Here is a 6,053-nt window from a genome sequence, read left to right as displayed (position 1 = left end):
CACCCGCATCGGGTGGCGCTGGAGGCCCTGCAGAATATCGATACCCATAAAGAGGCCCTGGTGCGCAACACCCGGCGCTTTATTGAGGGCAAACCGGCCAACAATGTGCTGCTCACCGGCGCTCGGGGTACCGGTAAGTCCACCCTGATCAAGGCCGTCTGGAATACCTTTTCCGATCAGGATCTGAAACTGGTCGAGGTGGACAAGGCCGACCTGCCAAACCTGAGCGATATTCTGGTGTTGCTCGAAGAGCGGCCAGAGCACTTCATTGTGTTCTGCGACGACCTGTCCTTTGAGGAAGGTGATATCAGTTACAAGGCCCTGAAATCGGCACTGGATGGGTCGATTGCCGCTCCGGCGGAAAACATTGTGTTCTACGCCACCTCCAATCGACGTCACCTGTTGCCCCAGACCATGCGCGACAACCTGGATGTCAGTTACGAGGAGGGCGAACTTCGCCCGAGCGACAGCATTGAAGAGAAAACCTCACTGTCGGACCGGTTCGGTTTGTGGTTGAGCTTCTATCCGTTCAGCCAGACCGAGTACCTCGCCGCCGCCCGCTATTGGGTAGAAGCGTTGGGCGGACAGTGGGATGAAGACGTGGAAGCGGAAGCTTTGCTGTGGCACCGGACCCGGGGCGCCCGCAGCGGCCGGGTTGCCTGGCAGTTTGCCCGGGACCATGTCGACCCCGCCTGACGCAAGCGACGTTACAAACTGTTAACAGCCCTCTACAAAAGGTTACAGATTCGTGACCCTGGCTTTGCTAGAGTGGCTTACATAACGACCAACTGCAAGGAATCCCCCATGTTCAAACCGTTTATGGCGGCCGGTGCTCTGGCAACGGCGGCGCTGCTCTCCAGTACCTCAGCCCTGGCGACCATTGTTGAATTCGAGACCGAGCTGGGTAATGTTCAGGTCAATCTGTACGATGAAAGTACCCCGGAGACCGTCGAGAACTTTCTGTCTTATGTGGAGTCCGGCGCTTACGACAATACATTCTTTCATCGCCTGGTGCCCGAGTTCATCCTCCAGGGCGGCGGTTTCCGATACATCGAAGACAGTGGCGATGTGAAGAGCATTGAGACCGGTGATCCGGTGATCAATGAACCCGAGTGGTCCAATCGTCAAGGCACCATTGCCATGGCCAAGCTGGGCACTGATCCAAACAGCGCGACCTCTCAGTGGTTTTTCAACCTCGAGAACAATCACGAAAACCTGGATGTCCAGAACGGTGGCTTTACCGTGTTCGGTGAAGTGATCAGTGGTATGTCGGTTCTGGAGGACATCGCCGAGCTGCCCCGTTTCAATCTGCAGGGCGCGTTCACCAATCTGCCGTTGCGCAATTATGGCGAAGAGGAGCTGGAGAACGATGTGGAAGTCGATTCCACCCATCTGGTGAACCTGCTGTCCGTGCGCATCATTGACGATGCGGAGAACTCAGCAGCCGACCTGGATCCGGTTCCCAATACACTGATCGATTCCGTGGAAGACAAGGAATCCGGTGGCAGCTCCGGTGGTGCCATGGGCTGGTTGCCGTTGATGCTGGGGTTGTTGGGTTTGCGGAAGGTTTTGGTGAGTTGAAACTTTGTCGGGTTACGCGCTGCGCGCTAACCCGACCTACCGGAAAGCAGCGAAGTCCTTCGTAGGTCGGGTTAGCGCGCAGCGCGTAACCCGACAATCAAGCTCCGAGATTTCACACTTCAATCGAATCAAACACCGTGACTTTGCGCCACAGGTGCGAACAATCCTCCACAAACTTCTGGTGGATCGGGTGCACCTGGTAGGCGTTCTGACCTTCAACATCATCAAACATCAACAGCTCGGATACCTGGTAGCTGTTATCCACCACGTCCCGCTTTTCCGTTGAGGCCGGCACACCGATGTGAATGCCGCGCACGGTTTCAATGTCCTTGAGGGTTTTCAGACCCGCGATCAGGGCATCGCGATCTTCTGTCGATTCCGGATTCTTCAACCAGAAAAACACCGTGTGGGTCAGCTTCGGAATCGCCACGGTTCCGTGCTTGTGGTGTTTGTGGTGGCCATGACCGTGGTCACCCTGATGCTTTTCTTCACCGTGATTGTGGGCCTGAGCCGAGGGCAGCATGGCCGCAACGCCCAAAGCCGCTGCACCGGTGATGAATTGCCGACGATTGGAGAGATCTTTCATTGTGATTGTGCTCCTGTTGGGAGGTTTTTATGAAGGCCGGTATCGGTCAGGATGACCAACCAGTCTTGTGGTGAAAGGTTGAATGCCGCGTCCCGCTCCGGGTTCAATTGCAATCTGCGTCCCTGATGCGACTCGTGATAATAAACCCCAAGCGCCGTTTCGCCACGCTCGGCGACAAGCGCTTCGAGCTTCCAGAAGGGTAGGGAGCCCTTGATGCCGTAATCCCCGGTTGGGCGGAAATAGATCTCAGCGCCACCCTCAGTGAATAGTTCATCAAACACCAGGCGCAGCTCCGGACGCAAGGCGACCTGGGCCAGAAGATGACTGAGAATCAGCGGGCTGATGATGGTTTCACCACGCTGGTGCCCGAGCAGAATGGCGTTGTCCGGATCGCTCAGCTCCACCAGCAGTTGCGGCGGATCATCGGTCTGTTTCAGGTGCTCTTCGAGAATGCTCTGTCCGACGATGGCACGGGCGTCGGCCTCTTCACCACTGTTTACCCGGTCACTGCTGGTCAGAACAATGCTGTCATACTGGGCGGGTTCAATGTCATACAGCTCGCCTTCCTGCATGAAGTCGGTTTCGATATGTCGACATTGCGCTTTGATACTGCCCATGTGGTAGCGATCAATGAAATTCTCCCTCTCCTGAGCCGACAGAATTGAGACGATGTCCAACTCAAACCGATACTGGCGATAACTACCCAGCTCGTGCACCAATGCGGGAAGGCGATCGTTCCAGCCGAGAATCAACACTTTCTTTTTGGTCAGGCGGTTGGCGGGTTTATGCTTGTCATCCAGCGCTTTGCGCTCAAGCGGATTCAGCCGGTACCCCGAAGCCTTGAGTGGCTGGGTATCATTGAATTCCGGAGCAATGAACACGACTTTATCCGTCTCGGTTACGACGGTGTCAGAAGGAGCATTCAACTGCACACGCCAGTGCTCCTCTTCCCGGCGCAGCAATCCGCAGATCACAGCACGTGGACAGCGCACGGCGATGGACGCGAGAGAATCACCGGCAAAATGTTCGCCGCTGCGGACATAAAACTCGTTACCGCTCTGATCGGTCAGCAGCTCATTGTAGACCTCTGATAAACCGGGATGAATCAGATTCTGGGCCATGAGGCTGGCAATGGTGGCATCCCCTGGGACCACCTGAAGGGGCCCGGAATAAGCGCGGCGGGCGATGGGCAGCTTACGCAGGTCCTGGATTTCCGCCACGACAAATGGCCGGGTGACATTCTGCCTGCGGGCCAGAGCATCCAATGACATCAGTGCCTTGATGGTCTCTACATCGGCGCTGACCAGACTGTTGAGTTCGTGGGAATCGCTGGGAATGATGACCGCGGCGGCGTTCAGACAGGCCGCCCGATGCAGGGCATCGGGCTGCAGAGCACTCCCGGAGCGCAGCACAATCTGCCTGGCTTTGCGACCGATGCCCGGCTCGGCGCGCAGTTCTTCAGCCTGTAGCGCCGACATATCCTCTGCCAACACCACCAGTTTGAGACGGGAACTGTCGTGCCCCAACAGGTGCTGGCGCATCGACCCGGAGGCACTCAAAAGCTCTCTGATCAGGGGCAGGGTGCGGCTGTTCCAGCCAATGATGACCACATGATTCCGAAAGGCCACTGGCGTCAGGCCCCGCTCAAGCGCGGTCATCCGGGCGATCAATGAACGAGTGAGAATGGCCACCAGGGTACCCATGAATACCACATAGCCACTGACCGTGAGAATCGTCGACACAAAGCGCAGCCAGGAGCCCTGATCATCGCCCAGATAGCCCGGGTCCGTCAGGCGCAGAAACGCCCACCAGACCGCGTCACCCACGTCTTCGCCTTCGCCGGCCGGGAACGCCAGGAGGCCGCCGGTAATGGATATGAGGGCGATGATTGCACCCACCACCAGCAACTGAAAGAGAGCGCCTTTGACGAATTGGCGCTCAACAAAAAATTTGACCCGGTCTATAAAACGCAGTGGCAGCATGGCAGCTCCTGTCCCGACGAGCTCAGTGCATCAGTGAGGGCTGCCAGTATACCGGTTTTTGCGCTCAGTCCAATTCAGAACCATGACGGTCAGGGAGGGCAACATGGTGAGCGTCACCAGTGTGGCGCCGATAATGCCCGCCATAACGATCACCCCGACCCCGCGGTACAGCTCGCTGCCGGCGCCGGGCAGGAACACCAGGGGTGCCAACCCGACAATGGTGGTGATGGTGGAAATGGCAATGGGGCGCAGGCGTGAGCTGACCGCTTCGCGCACCGCATCGACCGAGTCCATGGCCTCCTCCTTGAGGTTACTGATGGCACGGTGAACGATCAGAATCGGGTTATTGACCACGGTGCCCATGAGAATCAGAAAGCCGAGCATGGAGATCATATCGAAGGGCTGACTGATGCCGCCCAGGCCGAGCGCGGAGGTGGCGCTACCCAGGAGGTTGAGCAAGGCGAGCCCGGCAATCCCGCCGGCAATGCCCAGCGGAATGGTGGTCATGATCAGCAGCGGATAGCCCCAATGGGTAAAGATGGCCACCATCAGCAGATAGACAATGAACAGCGCGACCAGATAGTTGCTGCTCAGAGACTCCCGGGTGGCGTCCAACTGGTCGGCCGCCCCGGAAATATTCAACGTCACCCCCGTGGGCACCTGCCCATTTTCCTGCAGATAGCCTACGACGTCTTCGCGCACGCGCTTGACACCGGTCTCCAGGGCGACTGAGCGGGGTGGGATGATGTTCAGCGTTACGGTACGGCTGCCGTCGAGCCGGCGGATGCTACTGGTATCCACCGTTTCCTCCATCCGGGCGAAATCGGACAGGGGCAGGGTACCGCGCTCGGGCACAAAGACGGCGATATCCTGAAGCGTATCCAGATCCGCGCCGGGACCCTGCTGGTTGTACAGATAGATATCGATTTTGTCATCGGCGAGGAAGAACTCATTCACAAAAGCTCCGTCGGTCAGCGCCGACACGGAGAAGCCGATGTCCTCGGTAGTCAGACCGAGCTCCGCCGCCCGATCCCAATCGGGGCGGATTTCCAGTAGCGGCTGGGCCAGGGAAAGACTGGAAGGGCGGGTCTGGATGCTCGGGTTGTCAAACACGGCCTCAGCGCGCGCGTAGGCGGCCTGCGCCACCTGAAACAGGCTGGCCAGATCCGGCCCGGAGATATCCAGGTTGACGCTGCGTGTGCCGCCGTCGTTGCTGCTGATGATCGAACCGCGCGCGGCAAATGCCCGCATTCCGGGATAGGTTTCGTATTGCTTGACCAGGGCGGCCATCAGCTCCTCGATCTGCCCGGGATCCTTGGATTCGGTGATGATCCTCAGGCTCTGGGGCGAAATACCCAAGTTGATGTATTTCATCGCCGGTACCTCGGTTTCACCCCGTTCGAAGGCTTCCGGCTCATCGTCCACGTAAGGCATGAAATACTCCTGAAGCTCCATGCCGATGGCTTCCATGGTTTCAAGGTTATAACCCGGCGGGGCATTCATGGAGGCGAAGGTTTTCGGCTCTTCACCCTCGGGCAGGTATTCCGCTGGCGGTGTGAGGAACAACACAATGGCACCACTGATCACAATGGTGGCGACAATGGCACTGATACGCCGCCGGGGTGTTTCGATCAGCCAGTGAATTTGCCGGGTGATCCGCTGCTGAAGCGGATGGGCTTCGTCGCCACCGGAGGCGCCTTCAAATTTCAGCCGGGCGCTAGCGGTGGGGATGACGGTAATCGCCACCAGCATGGACACCAGGATCGATGCGGAAATGGCGATCGCAATATCCGAGTAGAGCTGTCCCGCCTCTTCGGCGATAAACACTACCGGCAGAAACACCATTACGGTGGTCAGGGTAGAGGCCAACACCGCCGGCCAGACTTTCTGGACCCCGGCAACGG

Annotated in this window: 5 protein-coding genes; 2 read left to right on the top strand and 3 right to left on the bottom strand. The window is 58.1% G+C overall.

The features are described from left to right. Both B3520_RS06195 and B3520_RS06190 read left to right on the top strand, forming a co-directional pair. Positions 1 to 696, top strand: a 696-nt coding sequence (locus B3520_RS06195) for an ATP-binding protein (RefSeq protein ID WP_286875661.1), incomplete at its 5' end; no start/stop codon positions are given. Between the two features lie 108 nt (positions 697 to 804). Continuing rightward, the gene (locus B3520_RS06190) at positions 805 to 1,581 is read left to right on the top strand and encodes a peptidylprolyl isomerase (protein WP_286804505.1); all 777 of its coding nucleotides are present in this window, start codon (positions 805 to 807) and stop codon (positions 1,579 to 1,581) included. Positions 1,582 to 1,693: 112 nt separating this feature from the next. On the opposite strand, the gene B3520_RS06185 is transcribed toward B3520_RS06190, so the two are convergent. The 3 genes from B3520_RS06185 to B3520_RS06175 all read right to left on the bottom strand — a co-directional run. Continuing rightward, positions 1,694 to 2,167, bottom strand: a complete 474-nt coding sequence (locus B3520_RS06185; RefSeq protein ID WP_286804506.1) for a Dabb family protein — start codon at positions 2,165 to 2,167, stop codon at positions 1,694 to 1,696. After that, positions 2,164 to 4,149: a CASTOR/POLLUX-related putative ion channel gene (locus B3520_RS06180; RefSeq protein WP_286875659.1), complete on the bottom strand. Its 1,986-nt coding sequence runs from the start codon at positions 4,147 to 4,149 to the stop codon at positions 2,164 to 2,166. The genes B3520_RS06185 and B3520_RS06180 overlap by 4 nt, the downstream gene beginning before the upstream one ends. A 30-nt stretch (positions 4,150 to 4,179) precedes the next feature. Next, positions 4,180 to 6,053 (bottom strand): efflux RND transporter permease subunit (locus B3520_RS06175; protein ID WP_286875658.1); only part of this gene is annotated, 1,874 nt, incomplete at its 5' end.

The organism is Marinimicrobium sp. UBA4509 (genome assembly GCF_002388575.1).
GTDB classification, from domain to species: Bacteria; Pseudomonadota; Gammaproteobacteria; order Pseudomonadales; family Cellvibrionaceae; genus Marinimicrobium; species Marinimicrobium koreense.
The sequence above is the reverse complement of the archived record's forward strand: the minus strand, read 5'-3'. Positions and strand labels throughout refer to the sequence as shown.